This window comes from Sphaerisporangium fuscum, from assembly GCF_018531465.1.
Lineage (GTDB): Bacteria > Actinomycetota > Actinomycetes > Streptosporangiales > Streptosporangiaceae > Sphaerisporangium > Sphaerisporangium fuscum.
Window position 1 is genome coordinate 50,546 of record NZ_JAHDTF010000028.1, and the last position, 17,786, is coordinate 68,331.

General features: G+C 72.6%; 12 protein-coding genes. 5 read left to right on the forward strand and 7 right to left on the reverse strand.

What is annotated here, in order from left to right; all coding sequences use genetic code 11:
• Positions 1–12 precede the first annotated feature (12 nt).
• The 4 genes from KIK05_RS32395 to KIK05_RS32410 all read right to left on the reverse strand — a co-directional run bounded on the left by KIK05_RS32395 (position 13) and on the right by KIK05_RS32410 (position 5,057).
• Positions 13–966 carry a carbohydrate ABC transporter permease gene (locus KIK05_RS32395; RefSeq protein ID WP_214414639.1) on the reverse strand — a complete coding sequence of 318 codons (954 nt, stop codon included), beginning with the start codon at positions 964–966 and terminating at the stop codon, positions 13–15.
• Positions 967–970: 4 nt separating this feature from the next.
• On the reverse strand, positions 971–2,293 hold the full coding sequence (locus tag KIK05_RS32400; RefSeq protein WP_308250201.1) for an ABC transporter substrate-binding protein: 1,323 nt from the start codon (positions 2,291–2,293) through the stop codon (positions 971–973).
• Positions 2,294–2,353: 60 nt separating this feature from the next.
• Positions 2,354–3,574 carry an ROK family transcriptional regulator gene (locus KIK05_RS32405; protein ID WP_214414640.1) on the reverse strand — a complete coding sequence of 407 codons (1,221 nt, stop codon included), beginning with the start codon at positions 3,572–3,574 and terminating at the stop codon, positions 2,354–2,356.
• A gap of 283 nt (positions 3,575–3,857) precedes the next feature.
• On the reverse strand, positions 3,858–5,057 hold the full coding sequence (locus KIK05_RS32410) for a DUF3103 family protein (RefSeq protein ID WP_214414641.1): 1,200 nt from the start codon (positions 5,055–5,057) through the stop codon (positions 3,858–3,860).
• Between the two features lie 646 nt (positions 5,058–5,703).
• Between KIK05_RS32410 and KIK05_RS32415 the strand changes: the two genes are divergently transcribed.
• From KIK05_RS32415 to KIK05_RS32430, 4 genes are all read left to right on the forward strand, one after another.
• Entirely contained in the window at positions 5,704–8,946 is a 3,243-nt protein-coding gene (locus tag KIK05_RS32415) for an ATP-binding protein (protein ID WP_214414642.1), read from the forward strand.
• Positions 8,947–9,023: 77 nt separating this feature from the next.
• Positions 9,024–11,357, forward strand: coding sequence for a HelD family protein (locus KIK05_RS32420; protein WP_214414643.1), 2,334 nt, complete (start codon positions 9,024–9,026; stop codon positions 11,355–11,357).
• Positions 11,358–11,918: 561 nt separating this feature from the next.
• A complete protein-coding gene (lnt, locus tag KIK05_RS32425; RefSeq protein WP_308250202.1) occupies positions 11,919–13,520 on the forward strand; it encodes an apolipoprotein N-acyltransferase in 1,602 nt (533 codons plus the stop codon).
• On the forward strand, positions 13,520–14,260 hold the full coding sequence (locus KIK05_RS32430; protein ID WP_214414644.1) for a polyprenol monophosphomannose synthase: 741 nt from the start codon (positions 13,520–13,522) through the stop codon (positions 14,258–14,260). Before lnt ends, KIK05_RS32430 begins: the two co-directional genes overlap by 1 nt.
• Before the next feature lie 79 nt (positions 14,261–14,339).
• Here the strand turns inward: KIK05_RS32430 and KIK05_RS32435 are convergent, their stop codons facing one another.
• Positions 14,340–14,873: an FxsA family protein gene (locus KIK05_RS32435; protein WP_214414645.1), complete on the reverse strand. Its 534-nt coding sequence runs from the start codon at positions 14,871–14,873 to the stop codon at positions 14,340–14,342.
• A 96-nt stretch (positions 14,874–14,969) separates the two neighbouring features.
• Positions 14,970–15,809 carry a helix-turn-helix transcriptional regulator gene (locus KIK05_RS32440; RefSeq protein WP_214414646.1) on the reverse strand — a complete coding sequence of 280 codons (840 nt, stop codon included), beginning with the start codon at positions 15,807–15,809 and terminating at the stop codon, positions 14,970–14,972.
• Positions 15,810–15,982: 173 nt separating this feature from the next.
• Between KIK05_RS32440 and KIK05_RS32445 the strand changes: the two genes are divergently transcribed.
• A complete protein-coding gene (locus tag KIK05_RS32445) occupies positions 15,983–17,146 on the forward strand; it encodes a dienelactone hydrolase family protein (protein WP_214414647.1) in 1,164 nt (387 codons plus the stop codon).
• Between the two features lie 95 nt (positions 17,147–17,241).
• Here the strand turns inward: KIK05_RS32445 and KIK05_RS32450 are convergent, their stop codons facing one another.
• Positions 17,242–17,586 (reverse strand): RNA polymerase-binding protein RbpA, encoded by a 345-nt coding sequence (locus tag KIK05_RS32450; RefSeq protein ID WP_214414648.1) that lies wholly within the window; start codon positions 17,584–17,586, stop codon positions 17,242–17,244.
• Positions 17,587–17,786 lie beyond the last annotated feature (200 nt).

A 17,786-nucleotide genomic window follows, 5' to 3' on the forward strand; every position in this document is an offset into this window, starting at 1 on the left:
TGCTCGATGTCATCACTCCTCCTCGCCGAGGCCGCGGAACTGGCGCAGCAGGATCAGGGTGAACACCATCGACACCGCGAACAGGATGAGCGCGAGCACGCAGGCGTACCCCATGGCGAAATCCCGGAAGCCCTGCTGGAAGAGCCATTCGGGGAAGGTGAGGGTGGACTGGTCGGGGTAGCCGGGGGTGAAGACCGAGCCGGCGGAGTCGGTCGAGCCGGACGCGACCCGCGCGGCCACCATCGCCTGGGTGAAGTACTGAAGTGTCTGGATGACGCCGGTCACCGCCGCGAACATCAGCACCGGCCGGATCACCGGCAGAGTGATGTGGAAGAACTGCTGCCAGGGCCCCGCCCCGTCGAGCGCGGCGGCCTCGTACAGCTGCTTGGGCACGTCCAGCAGCGCCGCCAGGAAGATGACCATCAGGTCGCCCACCGACCACAGCGCGAGCAGCGTGAGCCCCGGCTTGGACCACGCCGGGTCCCCGAACCAGTCGGGGGAGGGCAGGCCGAGCGCCGACATGATCGCCGGCACCGGCCCGGTGCCCGGGTTGAACAGGAAGACGAACCCCAGCGTCCCGGCCACCAGCGGCACCAGGGACGGCAGGTAGAACACCGTGCGGAAGAACCCGGCGCCGGCCTTCAGCTTGGTCACCAGCTGCGCCACGCCGAGGCCGAACAGCACCCGCAGCGGCACCATCACCACGACCAGCCACAGCGTGTTCCTGATGGACGTCCAGGCCGCCTCGTCCTGCCAGAAGTACCGGTAGTTCAGCAGGCCGACCGGCTCCAGCGTGAACAGGTCGTAGCGCTGGAAGGAGAAGTAGACGGTCGCGATCAGCGGGTAGGCGAAGAAGACCGAGAAGCCGATCAGCCAGGGGGAGAGGTACAGCAGGGCCGTCAGGCCCTGGCCGCGCCGGCCGGGCACCTTGCGGAGTCCGGCCGGCGTCGCGATGGAGGCCGCCATGCGATCAGCCGCCCGCGGTGAGCTTGAGCTTGTCGTCGATCTTCTTGTCCACCTGCGAGAGCAGGGCGCCGAGGTCGGAGGCCCGGCCCGACTCCCACTGGATCTGCGCCTCCTGCAGGCTCTGCTGGTTGAAGACCGAGTTGATGTGCGCCGGGAGCGTGCTGCTGTTGGGGTTGGCGAAGATGTCGAGGAAGGTCTGGAAGTTGGGGTCCTTGTCCAGCCTCGGCGACCGCAGCGCGGGCAGGGTGCTCGGCACGTTGCGGATCGCGTTCGACAGGGTCACCACGGCGTCGGTGTCGGTGGTCAGGTACTTCACCAGCTCCCAGGCCGCCTCCGGGTGCCTGGCCCCGCGCGGGATGCCGATCACCGTGCCCGCGATGAAGCCGCCGCCGTACAGCTGGGGCTTGTCGTCGGACACCGGCAGCGGCGCGGTGCCGTACTCGAGGTCCTTGGCGTCGGCGGCGATCATGGCGTTGCGCCACTCGCCGTCGATCGCCATGGCGACCTTGCCCTTCATGAACGGGTTGTCCGCCGACCACTCGTCGCCCATGCTCTTGCGGAACTTCTCGAGCTTGTCGTAGCCGAACCAGCCGACCAGGTCCTTCTGCCAGGTCATCAGCTCCTTCCACGCCGGGTCGGAGCCGATCGCGGAGGTGCCGTCCGGGTTGGTCCACTTGGCGCCGACCATGACGCCGGTGTGCAGCGGGGCGTTCTCGTACATCTGGCTGGTCGGCATGAAGCCCGCGACCTTGATGTTCCCCGAGGAGTCGCGCACGGTGAGCTTCTTGGTGAGGGCGGCCAGCTCCGAGAGGGTCTTCGGCGGCTGCTCGCCCTTCATCAGCTTCTTGTTGTAGTAGAGGCCGTAGACGTCGGCGAGCATGGGCATCACGCACCGCTTGCCCTGGTACTGGGTGTAGTCCGCGATCACCTTCGGGAAGATCGACTCATCCACCTTGCTCGCCGCCAGGTACGGCTTGAGGTCCTGGAACATCCCCGTCTTGCAGAAGGTCGCCACGTTGTCGGTGGTGAAGGAGAGCGCCACGTCCGGCGGGTTGCCGCCGCGCACCGACTGGATGATCTGGTCGTCCTGGATGGCCTTGGTCGTGTTCACCGTGATCCAGGGGAACTTCTTCCTGAACCCCGCCAGGGCGTCGTCGAACGCCTTGAGCTCGTTGTCGGCGCTGAAACCGTGCCACATGGTGATGGTGACCGGTGTCCGGTCCTGCGTCTGCCCCACCTTGGGCGGGGCGTTCTCGGTGCCCGCGGTGCAGGCCGTGGCCGCCAGGACGGCGAGGCCTGCCGCCACGAGCGGCAGAGGGGATCTCACGGGGGGTTTCCTCCTACGGGCCAGTGGATGATCAGGAGGGGCGGAAGGTGGGCGGGGCCGCTAGGAAGGGACGGTCGAGCTGAAGACCTCGTCCCGCGCGGTGGCGAGGGCGAGGCCGAGGGCGCCGGTCAGCACGGGGTTGCCGTCGACCGTCGACACGCGCACCGGCGGCCGGGGGAAGGTCAGCGTGTGGAGTTCCCGCTCGACCATCTCGGCGAGCACGTCGCCGCCGGCGAGCAGCATGCCGCCCGTCAGCACCACGATCTCCGGGTCGACCACCGCCGTGATCGGCGCGAGGCCCATGGCCAGGCGGGCCGCCAGCTCGCGCAGCGCGGCGCCGGCCCGCTCGCCCCGCGCCCCGCCGAGGGCCGCGTCGCGTACGGCGTTCCGGACGGAGTGGGCGGGGTCGGTGCCGCGCAGGCCGTGGGAACGCAGCAGCCTCAGTACGGCGGGGCCGCCCGCGAGGGCCTGGAACCCGTGGTCGCCGCGCTTGCCGGTCTCCCGGGCGGTCGGCGCGCCGACGGTCGGCATGTAGCCGACCTCGCCGGCGCCGCCGGTGGCGCCGCGGTGCAGTCTGCCGCCGAGCACCAGCGCCGCGCCGATGCCCTCGTCGGCCCAGAGCAGGACGAAGTCGGCGTGCCCGCGGGCGACGCCGTGCGCCTGCTCGGTCAGCGCGACGAGGTTCACGTCGTTCTCCACGTCGACGGGCACGCCGAGCCCGTCGCGCAGGGTTCCGACCAGGTCGGGGATGTGCCAGCCGGGGATGTGGGCGGCGTAGCCGAGCCGGGCGGTGACGGGGTTGACGGCGCCCTGGATGCCGATCACGACGCGGTGCAGCGCCGCCGGGTCCATCCCCGCCTGCAGGCAGGCGCCCTCGACGGCGGCGCGCACCCGGGCGACGACGTCGCCGGCGCTGCGCCCGGGAGTCGGCAGGCGGTACTCCGCCCGCACGGCGCCGGTGATGTCGGCGACGGCGGCGGCGATGCGCGCCGGGGTGACGTCGAGCGCGGCGACGTGCGCGGCGTCCGGGTTGATGCGGTACAGCTCCGCCGTACGCCCGGGCAGGCCCTCGCGGATGCCGTCCAGCACGACGAGCCCGGCGTCCTGCAACCGGGACAGGAGCTGGGAGGCGGTCGGCTTGGACAGTCCTGTGAGCGCGCCCAGTTCGGGACGGGTCAGTGGCCCGCGCTCCAGCAGAACCTGCAGCGCGGCCCGGTCGTTGATCGCCCGCAGCAGGCTGGGTGTGCCCGGCTGCCCGGCGGGGTTCACCGCACTCGCCATGTGCTCATCGCGCCTCTCACGTGGACCGTTCCCCACCGAGTTAGGAAAGGTTACTAACTCCTACTCGGAACCTACCGGCACCTCCCGTGGCCAGGTCAATAGCCGCTACCAACCTGTGACCAGCCCGCCCCTCCCGCCGTGGCGGCCGGGTCGCGCCCCTCGAGCGGCACGTGCCCACCGCCCCCTCCCGCCCGCCGGGTCATGCCCCCACCCCGGACACGCGAACCGCCCGGCCCCGGCGCGGGGCCGGGGTCCGGGCGGTGAGGTGGTCAGGGGGACCGGGTCAGATCTGGCGGTACTCCTGGGTCCAGAACATGCCCCTTGGCCGCGCCGCGCAGTGGCCGTAGGTCATCTGGGCGTTCTGCGCGTAGCAGGAGTCCACCCAGTCGTCGCTGTCGGTCACCCAGTCGGTGGGCAGCGCCGCGACGATCTTGTCGGCGACCTGGACGTACTGGCCGTTGCCGCTCACCACCAGCGCTCCGTCGACGACCGCCTTGACCAGTCCGGACAGGTCGGTGTTGTCGTCGTGCTCCATCCAGACGACGTCCAGGCTGCTCCAGCTGAAGTTGGACCAGTCGATGAGCACCTGGCCCGGCCGGTAGTCCTTGTCCTGCTCCTTGATGTAGGGCATCTCCAGCGAGTCGACCCGCGCCTTGCCGTCGGTCCCCGCGCCGGTCACCCAGGCGTAGATCTCCGGGCCGCCCTTGTACCAGGGCTCGTGGTCGTCGAAGTTGGTGATGCGGGTGATGACGCTGACCGGCCGCGTCGCGGTCGCACTCGCGGACTTCGCGGCGCCGCCCGTCCGCGTGGCGCTCGCCGTCTTCAGCGCGGCCGACTGGCGGGCGACCTCCTCCTGGCTCCGGTCGGTGCCGCCGATGCCCGCCTTGCCGAGGGCCTGGCGCAGCGCCTGCCTGCTCAGTTCGGCGGACTTGCGCTCGTCCAGGCCCACGATGAGCACCGGGCGCTTGGGTGCCTTGTCCGCGTCCAGCTGGTGCAGCCGGCCGGCGGAGTCGTAGGCACTGACGCTGCGCACGGCCTTCTCGTCGGCCGACGGGGTGAACACGACCAGGGTCTGGTCGGCCGGGATCCGCTTGGTCACCCCCGGACCGGACCGCACCTCCAGCATCGACTCGTGCGCCGTCCCGAAGCCCTTCAGCCGCAGGATGTCACCGTCGGCCCGGCGGGCGTACTCGGCCACGTCCTCGGCGCCGGAGACCGAGGCGAACAGGTCCGCCAGGCCGGCCTGCCCGTCGCCGGCCAGCTCGCCCTCCAGGTGCGTCCGGAAGGTCTTGTCGCCGAGCCTGCGGGCGATCTGCTCGGCCAGCGCTTGCTTGTAGCGGTCCATCGTGGCGGCGCGCTCGGCGGCGGCGGTGGGCTCCGGCTTGGCGGAGGCCGGAGCCTCGGCGGAGGCCGCCATCGGCGCCAGGCCGCCGATCAGCGTGGTGGCCAGGGCGAACGCCGCCAGCCCAGCTAGCTTCTTCACTGCTTTTCCCAACTCTCGGTCGTACTTGTCTCGAACGCGGGCGCCTGCCGGGCAGGCCGGCCCGAGGAGCCGGTGGCGTGCCGCCGAAGCCCCCATGCGCACGCGGTGCGGCCGGCCGCCTCCCCATGACCGTCGATCCGGTCGGCCCCCTCGGCGGGGCGGCGCCGTCGAGGACGAAGTCTCACGAGATCGGTCAGTGAAGGACTTGGAGCGCTGATCGGCCTGTGATCGCGGCGGTTCCGGCGGGAGGCGTCACTGGCGGGCTTCAAGCCGTGGCCGCCGCCCCCTGACGGGACCGCATGATGCCTGGTCAGACGGCCGTTCCGCCTCCAAGCCGTCTCCTGACGGGGCCGCTTAGGGTGGCGGGGCTCCTGGACAAGGAGCCGGGCGACGACGCGACCGCCGGCGGCGCCGCGTCCGGCCGTGCCGGTCCGCGCCGCGCGTGGGGGGGAAGGCCCGGGGTGGGGATCACGGGTAACCCGCGGGAGGGACGACAAGGCGGATCACCCTCCCCTGCCAGGCTGATATTTCCTGCTTTCGACGCGGCTTCCGGGCAACGCTTGCAGCGGCGAGTCATCATCGTCCGGTGCACCTAGTCAGTCATGGGAACTGTGAGCGCGGCCACGTGCCGACGACAGGTGGGGGATTGCGATTCCAGGTCTTCGGCCAGATAGGGGCGTACGACCACGGGGGTGCCGTCGGCCTCGGCGGCCCCCGCCAGCGCGCCGTGCTGGCCCGGCTGCTGGTCTCCGTGGGGACGGTGGTCTCCCTCGACACGCTCATCGACGACCTGTACGGTGACGCCCCGCCGCCGAGCGCGGTGGCCACGATCCAGGCGTATGTCTCCAACCTGCGCCGGGCGCTGGAGCCGCGGCGCGCCCCCCGCGCCCCTGCCCGGCTGCTCATCGGCCGGCCGCCCGGCTACCTGCTCGCCGCCCCGGGGGCCGCGGTCGACGCCGTGAGGTTCACCGAGCTGGTCGAGCGGTCGGAGGCACGGCCGCCCGCCGAGGCCCTGGCCATGCTCGACGAGGCGCTGGAGCTGTGGACCGGATCGCCCTACGGCGAGTTCGCCTCGGAGCCGTGGACGATGGTGGAGGTCAACCGCCTGTGCGAGCTGCGCCTGGTCGCGGTCGAGCGGCGCGCCCAGGCCCGGCTGGACCTCGGCCGTCCGCAGGCGGCGATCAGCGAGCTGGAGGCCGAGGTGGCGGGGCATGCGCTGCGCGAGCGGTTGTGGTACCTGCTCGCCCTGGCCTTGTACCGCACCGGCCGGCAGGGCGACGCGCTGTCGACCCTGGGCCGCGTCAGGGACCTGCTCGCCGACCAGCTGGGCCTGGACCCCGGCCCGACCCTGCGCGCCCTGGAGAAGGACATCCTCCGGCAGGCGGGCTCACTCATGCCGTCCCCGGCCGGGGCGGCCGTCCTCACCCGGGCCGCGCCCCGCCCCGCGGCTCCCTACGGACGAGAGCGGCAGCTCGCCGGGCTGGAGGCGCTGCTGGAACGGGACGGCCTGAGCGTCGCCGCCGTGAGCGGCGAGCCCGGCATCGGCAAGACCCGCCTGCTGGAGGCCTTCGCCGAGCGGTGTGCCGACCTCGGCCGCACGGTGCTGTGGGGCCGCTGCCCGGAGACGGAGGGCGCACCCCCGCTGGGGCCCTGGCTCCAGGTGCTGCGGGCGCTGGACCGGCTTCACCCCGCCCTCGACTCCGCCGACCTCAACGGCCTCATGGACGACGAGGCCCCTCCCGGCTCGACCGCCGCCGCGCGGCTGCGCCGCCACCAGGCCCTCGCCGGCTGGCTGCGCGCCGCGGCGCGCACCCGGCCCCTCGTCATCGTTCTGGACGACCTGCACTGGGCCGACAGCGCGTCCCTGAGCCTGCTCGGCGACGTCGCCGCGCTCCTCGGAGGCGAAGAGGCGCAGGGGGACGACGCCAGGGTCACGCTCGTCATCGCGTTCCGTGACGGGCCCGAACGGCTTCCCCTCGGTGACGTTCTCGGTCGTCTCACCCGTCACGACCTGTTACGCCTCCCTCTGACCGGTCTCGGGGTCGAGCAGGTGCGCGCCATCGCCGCGGACATGGGCGCCGAGATCGACGAGCCGACGGCCGTCCGGCTGGCCGAGCGCACCGGCGGCAACCCGTTCTTCGCCCGGGAGACCGCTCGCGCCCTCGCCCACGGCGGCACCCTGGACGCGGTGCCCGACGCGGTGGCCGACCTGATCCGCAGGCGGGTGGGCGCGCTCGGCCGGCGGGCGGCCGAGGTGCTCGGCGCGGCCGCGGTGATCGGCAGGGACTTCGATCCGGGCGTCCTCGCCCAGGTGTGCGGTCAGGAGGTGTACGACCCGCTGGACCGTGCCGCCCAGGCCGGCCTGGTGGCGTTCCGGGTCGGCCGCATGGCCTTCGCCCACGACCTGATCAGGGAGACGTTGCTGCACGACGTCCCGCCGCTGCGCCGGGCGCTGATCCACCGGGAGGCGATGGCCGCCTTCGCCGAACGGCCGGGCGCCGACGTGGCCGTCATCGCCCACCACGCGCTCGAGGCGGGCCCGGCGGCCTACGCGGAGGCCGCCCGGTGGGCACGGGCGGCGGCCGAGCAGGCCTCGCTGCGCCTGGCCTATCACGAGGCCGCGTCCTGGTGGGGCCAGGCGGTGCGGGCGCACGGCGCCTCGTCGGGCGACCCCCTTGACCACGTGGAGCTGCTGCTGCGGCAGGTGCGCGCCCTGCTGGACACCGGCGATCCGATCGGAGCGCGGGCCGCCCGCGCGCAGGCCATCCTCGCGGCGGACCGCGCCACCGGCCGCGGCGATCGCGTTTCCGTCGTCCGCGCGCTGACCGCGCTGGAGGCCCCCGCCGTCTGGACACTGCGCAACCCGTACGAGGAGGTCGAGCTGAAGCTCGTGCGCCGGTTCGAGATCGCTCTGGGGGACCTGCCCGCGGACGACGGTCCCGAACGGGCCGAGTTGCTGAGCGGGCTGGCACAGGAGCTGTACGACGGGACCGACGACCGGCGCCGGGACCGCCTGTCCGCCGAGGCCGTCCAGATCGCCCGGCGGCTGGGCGACCCGCACCTGCTGATGCGCATGCTCAACGCACGGCACCTGGCGCTGACCCAGTCGATCCACGCCGAGGAACTCCTGGAGATCGCCACCGAGCTGCTCGACCTGGCGGTGGGCGCGCACATGCCGGAGTACGAGCTCCTGGCGTACATGCTGCTCACCCACGACCGGCTGGAGATGGCGGACGTGGCCGGCGCGGACGCGGCGGCGGCCCGGTGCGACGCCATCCTGGCGCGGCTGCCGCTTCCCTGGCCGCGCTTCCAGCACACCATGTGGCGGGCCAACCGGCTCACGCTGGCCGGTCGCCACGAGGCGGCCGCGGCGATGTACGACGAGGCGGAGGAGCAGGCCGACCGGCTCGGCATGTGGTACGCCGGCGCCGTGGTGGCCACCGGCCGTATCCTCCTGCACCACCACCGGGGCGACATCGCCGAGGCCGGGCCGCTGATCGACTCGATCGCCGGCATCCACGCCACCATGGACCACGACACCCGCATCCTGCAGCTGTGCGCCCAGGGCCGCGCGCGCGAGGCGGCCGCGACGGTCCGCGACGGCTGGCCGGTGCCGCCGCTGGACTGGTCGTGGCTGACCATGACGTGCCTGCAGGGGGCGGCGCAGGCGGCCCTGCGGGACCTGCCGGCCTGCCGGGCGACGTATGCGACACTGCTGCCGTACGCGGGGCGGATCTCGGTGGGCTCCGCGATCGCCCTGGCCGGTCCGGTGGACCGGTACCTGGCCTTGCTCGCCGGCACGCTGGGCGACCAGGAGGCGGCGGACCGGCATCTGTCCGCGCTGGCCCGCCTGGAAGGCGATTTCGACGTGCGGGGCGGCCGGGAATGAAAAAGCCGCCGGGAATCGGCGGCGTACGCAACGGGATGGCCCGCTGGCGGTCTGCTATTCTGGGGCCTTATCGTCACATGAATAACAAAGAGCATAAAGGCCCGGAGTTTCACATTACTACCAAGAATAATGAAGCAGGGGCTACCCGTCAACTCGAGCTCGCCAAGGAACAGCAATACGTCGGCCGCCTGTACGAGCGGCTCGACCTGCTGCGCGCCCGGACGCAGAAGCAGCTTGACGGCGTGCTCGCCCAGGGCGGCGGCGGCACCCACCAGAACCGCTCGGAGCGCGACAGCTTCGCCGCCATGTACTCCGAGCGGCTGGCCCGGCTGTGGGCGGTCGAGAACGGCCTGTGCTTCGGGCGCCTCGACCTGGCCGGCGAGAAGCCCCTATATATAGGTCGCCTCGGCCTGTCCGACGACGACCAGGCGAGGCTGCTCATCGACTGGCGCGCCCCGGTCGCCCAGCCGTTCTACCGCGCCACACCGGCGGCCCCCATGGGCGTCACCCGCAGGCGTCACCTGCAGACCCGGGGACGGCGCGTCATCGGCGTCGACGACGACCTGCTCGACCTCGACCGGCTGACCGAGGACGACCGCGCCACGCTGAACGGCGAGGCCGCGCTGCTCGCCGCCCTCGACGAGAAGCGCACCGGGCGCATGCGCGACATCGTCGCCACCATCCAGGCCGAGCAGGACCGCGTGATCCGCAGCGACCTGAACGGCATCCTGGTCGTCCAGGGCGGCCCCGGCACCGGCAAGACCGTCGTGGCCCTGCACCGCGCCGCCTACCTGCTGTACACCCACCGCGAGCGGCTCGCCCGGCGCGGCGTGCTCATCGTCGGCCCGAACCTCACCTTCCTGCGCTACATCGAGCAGGTGCTGCCCTCCCTGGGCGAGACCGACGTCCTGCTGTCCACCGTCTCCGAGCTGTACCCCGGGGTGACCGCCAAGGCCCGCGAGTCCGCCGCCGCCGCCGAGATCAAGGGCTCCCTCCGGATGGCCGAGGTGATCGCCCGGGCGCTGCGCGACCGCCAGCGGGTGCCACGCAAGCCGATCGACATCGACCTCGGCCGCTACAAGCTCCGCCTCGACCAGCGCACCTGCGAGGCCGCCAAGAACCGCGCGGTGCGCAGCCGCCGCCCCCACAACGAGGCCCGCTCGGTCTTCGTCCGCCACATCCTGAACGCCCTGGCCAAGCAGGCCGCCAAGGCGCTGGGCCGGGGCATGCTCGACGAGGGCGACCTCGCCGACCTGCGGGAGGATCTTCGCACCGAGCCCGCCGTCAAGAGCGCCCTCAACCGGCTGTGGCCCTACCTCACCCCGCAGCAGCTGCTCATCGGCCTGTTCGGCTCCCACGAACGCATGTCGTACGCCGGGCTCGGCCCCGCCGAGCGGGAGGTCCTGCACCGCGAGCCCCCGCGCGGCGGCGGCGACCACTGGACCGAGGCCGACGTGCCGCTGCTGGACGAGGCCGCCGAGCTGCTCGGCGACATCGACCCCGCCGTGCTGCGCGCCGCCGCCCTGCAGGCCGAGGAGGAGCTCGCCGCCGCCCGCCGCGCCGAGCAGGCCGAACGCGACTTCGAGCTCACCTACGCCCGCGAGGTGCTCGAACTGACCGGCATGTCGGAGATCATGGACGCCGAGCGGTTCGCCGCCCGGCACCGCGACGACGAGATCCACCTGACGACCGCCGAACGCGCGGCGGCCGACCGCACCTGGGCCTACGGCCACATCATCGTGGACGAGGCGCAGGAGCTCTCCCCGATGGCGTGGCGGATGCTCATGCGCCGCAGCCCCAACAGGTCCATGACCATCGTCGGCGACATCGCCCAGACCGGCTCGGCGGCGGGCGCCTCCTCCTGGGCGCAGGTCCTCGGCCCCTACGCCGACGGGCGCTGGCGAGAGGAGACGCTGACCGTCAACTACCGCACCCCGGTCGAGCTGATGGCGGTCGCGGCCGACGTGCTCAAGCTCGTCGGCCCCGGCCTCCGGGCCCCCGATTCGGTCCGGGAGACCGGGGAACGGCCGTGGTCGCGGCGCGTCGGCGGCGCCGCCGAGCTCGGGGACGTCGTGCGCGGCGAGATCGTCGAAGGCGGACGGCTGGTGGTGATCGTCCCGGCGTCCCGGGCGGCGGAGCTTGGGGAGGCCGTCACCTCGTCGGTGCCGGGCGCCGTGGCCGGGCCCGGCGCGGACGCCCTGGAGGCGCCGGTCGCCGTGCTCACCGTCGCCGACGCCAAGGGCCTGGAGTTCGACGCGGTGATCGTCGTGGAGCCCGGCGAGATCCTCGGCGAGTCGCGGCGCGGCCCCAGCGATCTTTACGTCGCCCTGACCCGCGCCACCCGCACCCTCGGCGTCGTCCACACCGCCGCCCTGCCTGCGGTCCTGGGACGGGTGACGCCGCGCTCGTGAAGGGGACTCCGTCCCGCCGGGCGAGCGCCATAAGCGCAGATGACGGCATTGACGGCACTCACGTCTCCTGTCCTAGCTGCGAAAACTTGGTGTTTCCGCTGATCGGGACACGGTTGACATCTGAGCTGAGGTCGGTAGTTTGCTGGACAGTCCAGCACGGGACTACCGGTTGGCCGTCTTCAGACATCGTCGGATTCTGCGTCACGACGGAGAGTGACTCCGTCTGCTCAACCAGGCGCAGCGCTGGCGTTCCGTCGAGTCGGGGCACCCCAGCCGGGTGGGGGGTTGGACCCGGGAGGGGCCCGGACACCCAGTAGACAACGGAAATCCGCGCTCGCCGCCGACGGGACGGATCCGGTCCGAAGGGTCGTCCGGGCCCTCTTCCCGTCCCGTGCCAGAGCCGCAGCGTGGTTCCTGGGTTCCCTTACGGAACAGAGGGAGACCCAGGGATCACCATGCGTACCGATTCGCCGCCGCACCATGCCTGCGGTTGGAGTGGGGTCCGCTGAGCGGTAGCGTTCGGTGGTTACCGAAGGTCCCGCGAGAAGAGAACCATTCCCTGTGGCGCAAACGGTGCAGGAAGACCAGCGGGTGCCGGCCGTCCCCGGCCCACCGCGGGCTTGGCATACCCTCTGGCGCGCCGCCACCGCGGTGGCCGGCGGCGTGGTGCTGTTCTTCGCCTTCCCCCCGGCCGGCCTGTGGTTCCTCGCGCCGCCCGGCGTCGCGCTGCTCACGCTCGCGGTGCGCGGCGTGCGCCCGCGGCGGGCCGCCTGGCTCGGCTACCTCGGCGGCGCCGCGTTCCTGGTGCCCGCGCTCACCTGGGTGCAGCCGATCGGCGACGACGCCTGGCTCGCCCTGGTCGCGATCGAGAGCCTCTTCTTCGCCGCCATGTCGGCGGGCGTGGCCCTGGTCACGCGGCTGCGGGGCTGGCCGGTGTGGACGGCCGCGCTGTGGGTGGCCCAGGAGTGGGCGCGCGGCCTGTTCCCGGTGGGCGGCTTCCCATGGGTGCGGGTGGCGTTCAGCCAGGGGGAGTCGCCGTTCACGCCGTACGCCGCGCTCGGCGGGGCGCCGCTGGTCACCTTCGCCGTGGTGCTGTGCGGCGGCCTGCTGGCCTCCGCGGCGGCGCGAATCGCGCCCCGGCAGGGCGGCGGCGCCGCGGTCAGGTGGACGGCGTACGTCCTGGCGGGCGCGCTGGTGGTGCCCCTGCTCGCCTACGCCGTGCCCCGGCCGGGCGCCGAGGCGTCCGGCACCGTCCGCGTCGGGGTGATCCAGGGGAACGTCCCCGGCACCGGCATGGGCTTCCTCGGCGACCAGCCCGCCGTCGTCCTGCGCAACCACGCCGACAAGACCCACGAGCTGGCCCAGGCGGTGCGGGCGGGCAAGGTGGCCAGGCCCGACATCGTGATCTGGCCCGAGAACTCCACCGACATCGACCCCTACCGCAGCACCTTCGCCTACGATGTCATCGACGCGGCCGTCCGCGACATCGGCGTGCCGGTGCTCGTCGGCGCCGTGGTCCGCTCGCCCGACGGGCAGCACCGCATGACGCGCGGCATCGTCTGGGACCCGGCCCACGGCCCCGGCGCCTACTACGACAAGCGCAAGCTGGTGCCGTTCGGGGAGTTCGTCCCGTTCAAGGAGCTGCTCGAGAAGTTCATCAAGCGGATCGACCTGGTGGGCCTGCAGTCGCTGCCCGGCGACCGCGACGGCGACCTGAAGATGGGGCCGGTGACGGTGGGCGCCGTCGAGTGCTACGAGGTCGCCTTCGACGACACCGTCCGCAGCACGGTGCTCACGGGCGGCAGCCCGCTGGTGGTGCAGACCAACAACGCCACCTACGCCCTTTCCAACCTCCCGCCGCAGCAGCTCGCCATGTCGCAGCTGAGGGCGGTCGAACACAACCGCGCGGTGATCACGGCCGCGACGACCGGCATCTCGGCCTACGTCGACCCCGACGGCAAGGTGCGCTGGCGCACCGCCGAGCGGGTGGCCGACATGGCCGTGGTGGACGTCCAGATCCGGAAGGGGGAGACCCTCGCCACACGCGTCGGGGCCCTGCCGGAACGGGCGTTGCTTCTCATAGGTGCAGGCGCCCTGGCCGTCGCTCTCTCGCGCCGGCGCAGGCCGCCTCAACTCGACAAATCCGAAGAAGAGGACGGGTGATGGAGCGCATCCTCGGGCGGGTGCTGGTCGTCGTTCCCACTTACAACGAGCGGGAGAACCTACCGATGATCGTGGGGCGGCTACGGGAGGCGGTGCCCGAGGCGCATCTGCTGATCGCCGACGACAACAGCCCCGACGGCACGGGCGCCGTCGCCGACGAGCTGGCCGCCGGAGACGACCACGTCCACGTACTGCACCGCCCCGGCAAGCAGGGCCTCGGCTCCGCCTACATCGCCGGGTTCCGCTGGGGCCTCGCCGAGGGCTTCGACGTGCTGGTCGAGATCGACGCCGACGGCTCCCACCAGCCCGAGGAGCTACGGCAGCTCCTCGACGCGCTGGCCGGGGCCGACCTCGTCATCGGGTCGCGCTGGGTGCCCGGCGGGAAGGTCCTCAACTGGCCGGCCCGGCGCGAGCTGCTGTCGCGGGGCGCCAACATCTACGTCCGCACCCTGCTCGGCATGCCCGTGCGCGACGCCACGGCCGGCTTCCGCGCCTACCGGGCCTCCACCCTGGAGAAGATCGGCCTGGACGACGTGCAGTCGCAGGGGTACTGCTTCCAGGTCGACCTGACGCTGCGCACGATCCGGCACGGCCTTCGGGTGACCGAGGTGCCGATCACCTTCGTCGAGCGCACCGTCGGGGCCAGCAAGATGAGCCGTTCGGTCTTCGCCGAGGCCCTGTGGCGCGTCACCGTCTGGGGCATCACCGGCATGCCCCGCCGCTTCGGCCTCTCCCGCTGACCCGGGCGCGTGTCCCGCCGGGCGTGGATCCCGGTGGGACACGCGCCCTGGGGCAGGGGAGTCGCGGGTGCCGGCCGCGCTAGCGGCTGTCGTGGGGGCGGAGGGAAGGCCGGGGGCCGCCGGCGGGCTCGGAGCCGGCCGGTTCGTCCACGATGACCTGGCCCCTGACCACCCGGGAGCCTCCGGCGTCGCCCGGGGCGGCCGCGCCGCCGAACATCACCCCGAACGGGGAGCGGGCCGCCATGGCGCGCACGCGGCGGCCGAGGAACCAGGCTCCCCAGGCGCGGGCGATCGGCCGGGTGAACGGCAGGATCAGGAAGAAGCCCGCGATGTCGGTGAGGAACCCGGGAGTGAGCAGCAGCGTGCCGCCCGCGACCACCAGGGCCCCGTCGGCCAGCTCGCGATCGGGCATGCGGCCGGAGTCGAGGGCCTCCCGCAGCGCCCGCCAGGCGCGGCGGCCCTCCCGGCGGACCAGCCAGGCCCCCAGCAGGCTGTCGAGGATGAGCAGGCCGACCGTCTGCCAGCCGCCGATCACCTCGCCGACCTGGATGAGAAACCAGATCTCCGCCACCGGCACGATCAGGAACGCTATGAAGAGCAGCACACGCAGCATGACTCGACCATCACCTCACGTCGTACAACGCTCCGCCCCCGTCGCCTGGTTCCCGGCGGAGGAGGGCATCTCCCCTCATAAGGCCCTCGTGGGACGCTAGGGGTGGCAGGCCGGGGCGGTCCAGCTGCCGAGGAGCCGGAGGGCCTGCTGTGACGGGCCGGGCTCCGCCGTGAAGATCACCAGGCGGGGCCCTGTGCCGCCCGGGAGCTCGAAGTTCTCGTAGTGCAGGGACAGGTCGCCGACCACCGGGTGGCGGAAGCGCTTGAGGCCGTGGCTCCTCTCCCTGACGTCACGGCCCGCCCACAGCGTGCGGAACGTCTCGCTGCGGATCGACAGTTCGCCGATCAACGCCGCCAGCGCCTCGTCGCCGGGATGCCGCCCCGCACCGAGCCGCAGCTGGCCCACGGTGGCGCGGGTGACCTCCTCCCAGTCGGTGAACAGCTCGCGTGACTCCGGCCTCAGGAAAGCGAACCGGGCGAGATTGCGGCCTTTGACCGTCTCGTCCAGCCCGGCGTACAGCTGCTCGGCCAGGTGGTTCCAGCCCGGCACGTCCAGGCGGTGGTTCATGATCAGCGCCGGGACCTGGTCCATGGACGACAGCAGCCGCAGCAGTTCAGGACGCGGCCGCTCCTCCCGCGCGGGCCTTCGTGCGGGACGGCGGCGGGCGGCGGACAGGTCGCGCAGGTGCGAACGCTCGACCTCGTCCAGCCGGAGCGCGCCCGCGATCGCCTCCAGCACCTCCTCCGAGGGGTGCCTCGCGCGTCCCTGCTCCAGGCGCACGTAGTACTCGACGCTGATCCCCGCCAGACGCGCGACCTCCTCGCGGCGCAGGCCGCGCACGCGCCGCCGGGGACCCCCCTCGATGCCGGCGCGGTCCGGATCGACCAGAGCCCGTCTCGACTGAAGGAAGCCACCAAGGTCACGGCCATCACTCATGCCCGCAGTATGCCGCTGGACGGGCGGCTCGAGCCTGGTCCTGCCGGTACCAGTATCCCGGGACCGCCCACTCGTCCGGGACCTGGCAGGCGGGCCACCGCCCCGGGCAGCCTTGACCCGTCCCCGCCGCCCGCGAACGGCGGCTCCCACCGCACCGAAGGAAGGGTCCCGGCATGTGCCACACCACCGACAGCAGACCCCCGGCGGCTCCCGGCGCCGGGACGGTCGCCGGGCACGGGCCCATCGAGATCACCACCGGCGACGGCGACTGCCTGGCCGCCTACTGGTCCGTCCCCGCCACACCCAACGGCCGCAACGTCGTCCTGCTCCCGGACGTGCGCGGCCTCCACCCGTTCTACGAGGCGCTGGCGCGGCGGTTCGCCGAGGCCGGGTTCCACGTCCTGGCCCTGGACTACTACGGGCGCAGTGCCGGGGTCGCCCGGCGGGACGACTCCTTCGACTGGCAGCCGCACCTGGCGGCCCTGGAACCGGCCCACGTCGAGGCGGACGTGGCGGCGGCCGCCGACCTGCTGCGGGCCGCCCACCCCGGGCCGGTGTTCACCGTGGGCTTCTGCATGGGCGGCGCGCACTCCTGGCGCCTGGCGTCCCGCGATCTCGGGCTGGCCGGAGCCATCGGGTTCTACGGCCCGCCGCGCTTCTTCGGCGACGCCACCGAGGGCCTGGCGGCGCCGCTGCTGATGCTGCTCGCCGGGGAGGACGAGGCGACCCCGCGGGAGGACTTCCTCGCCCTGGCCGCCGGTTTCGACCGGGCGGGCAAAGAGTACGAGATGCACATCTACGAGGGCGCGCCCCACTCGTTCTTCGACCGGTCCTTCGGACAGTGGGAGGAGGCCTGCGCCGACGCCTGGCGGCGGATCCTCGACTTCACCGAGCGGCACTCCGGCCCCGGCCTCCCGGACGCCGCGGGAACCGAGGACCGCCCGGATCTCCGGGAGAGCGAGCGGTACCTGCGCGGGGCGGCACGAATGGCCGAGCTCGACGGGGGATCCGGAACACGGCAGGCGGCCTACGACGGCCTCTCCGGCGTCGCGCCGGATCTGCCGCGCCTGGCGGTGGAGTTCGCCTACGGGGACATCCACTCCCGGCCGGGCCTGGCGGCGGCCTCGCGGGAGCTCGTCACCCTCGGCGTGCTGGTCGCCCTCGGCGGCTGCGAACCGCAGCTGAGGACGCACGCCGGCGCCGCGCTGAACGCCGGGCTCTCGCCCGTGGAGGTGAGCGAGGCGATCATGCAGGCGGTCCCGTACGCGGGCTTCCCCCGTGTCTTCTCCGCCATGGCCGCTGTCAGAGAGGTGCTCACGGAGCGTACCGGGGCGTAGAGGGACGGCTGCGGCGGAACATCGGCAGGTAAAATTTGCCCAGGCAAAAAAACGGCGCCTCCGGCCGCTTGCGCGTGGCCGGAGGCGCCGTCAGGTCAGGCGCTCTTACGCCGCTGTGCCCGAAGTATCGCCAGGCGCTCGTTGAGCACCTCTTCCAGGTCTTCGATCGTGCGGCGCTCCAGCAGCATGTCCCAATGAGTGCGTGGTGGCTTGGGCTTCTTCTGCTGAGGCTGCTCGGCATCGACTCTCAGCGCGGTCGCGCCGCAGTTGCGGCACTCCCACGTCGCCGGGATCTCCGCCTCGGCGGCAAGAGGCACGTCGAAGCGATGGCCCTTCGGGCAGGTGTAGGTCACCTCCTGGCGCGGGGCCAGATCGGTGTTGCGGTCGTTCTCGTAGCTGGTGGCTCCGAGCCGGGTTCCGCGAAGTGCACGCTCGCCCATGTTTCAATGCCTCCTGAGGGCCCCGTTGTGAGGGGTGGGTCTCCACGGCGTACAACGCCTGATACGGTGGATGGATTCCCACCCTTGAGGTGATCCAATCGCGCTTTTCGTCGCGGACCCTTCCGCGCCGAGCTCGATCTTCGTACCGTCCCCGCCCCGGCACCCTGTGTAACGAGCGTGGCCCCCTGCCTCTTCCCCGG

Bases quoted from the DNA above. Each gene is read 5' to 3' on its own strand.
- KIK05_RS32395 (WP_214414639.1), bottom strand. From the start codon at position 966: ATGGCGGCCTCCATCGCGACGCCGGCCGGACTCCGCAAGGTGCCCGGC.
- KIK05_RS32405 (WP_214414640.1), bottom strand. From the start codon at position 3,574: ATGGCGAGTGCGGTGAACCCCGCCGGGCAGCCGGGCACACCCAGCCTG.
- KIK05_RS32420 (WP_214414643.1), top strand. From the start codon at position 9,024: ATGAATAACAAAGAGCATAAAGGCCCGGAGTTTCACATTACTACCAAG.
- KIK05_RS32430 (WP_214414644.1), top strand. From the start codon at position 13,520: ATGGAGCGCATCCTCGGGCGGGTGCTGGTCGTCGTTCCCACTTACAAC.
- KIK05_RS32435 (WP_214414645.1), bottom strand. From the start codon at position 14,873: ATGCTGCGTGTGCTGCTCTTCATAGCGTTCCTGATCGTGCCGGTGGCG.
- KIK05_RS32440 (WP_214414646.1), bottom strand. From the start codon at position 15,809: ATGAGTGATGGCCGTGACCTTGGTGGCTTCCTTCAGTCGAGACGGGCT.
- KIK05_RS32445 (WP_214414647.1), top strand. From the start codon at position 15,983: ATGTGCCACACCACCGACAGCAGACCCCCGGCGGCTCCCGGCGCCGGG.
- KIK05_RS32450 (WP_214414648.1), bottom strand. From the start codon at position 17,586: ATGGGCGAGCGTGCACTTCGCGGAACCCGGCTCGGAGCCACCAGCTAC.